1 protein-coding gene is annotated in these 510 nt (G+C 61.0%); it reads left to right on the top strand.

Features of this window, described 5'->3' with window-relative positions:
• The coding region (locus AC1D0P_RS28340; RefSeq protein WP_477679778.1) for a ferritin family protein at positions 1–510 on the top strand (510 nt) is incomplete at both ends.

The following is a 510-nucleotide window of genomic DNA, read 5'->3' as shown; positions in this document are numbered from 1 at the left end:
CTGCAAGCCCATCTCGGGGCGTGGAAGCATGCGGAATTCGGCCTCGGCACTTCGCTGATGCAGGCGCAGCGCTACGGCTATACGCAGATGATCAACAACGCGACGCTCACCAATTCCTCCTACAAGCTGCGCCTCGCCCAGGACATCACGCTTTATCTGGCCGAGATCGGCATGGATATCGCCGGCTGGGACGACACGCTCGGCAAGAAGCACTGGCTCGAGGATGGCGTCTGGCAGGGCACGCGCGAGGCCATCGAGACGATCATGGGAACGTCGGATTATCTCGAACAGTATTTCGCCATCAACATCCTGTTCGAGCCTCTGGTCGGCGAACTGTTCCGCTCCGGCTTCCTGATGCAGGCAGCGGCCGCCAACCACGACTTCATCACCCCGCCGGTGATCTCGGCAGCCGAAGCCGATTACGAGCGCAATCTCGCCAACACGATCGACCTCATCTACACGCTCGCGAACGATCACGCCTATGGCGAGGCCAACCGCAAGCTCTTCCAG

The sequence above is a fragment of the Polaromonas sp. P1_G2 genome, assembly GCF_056405515.1.
The sequence above is the reverse complement of the archived record's forward strand: the minus strand, read 5'-3'. Positions and strand labels throughout refer to the sequence as shown.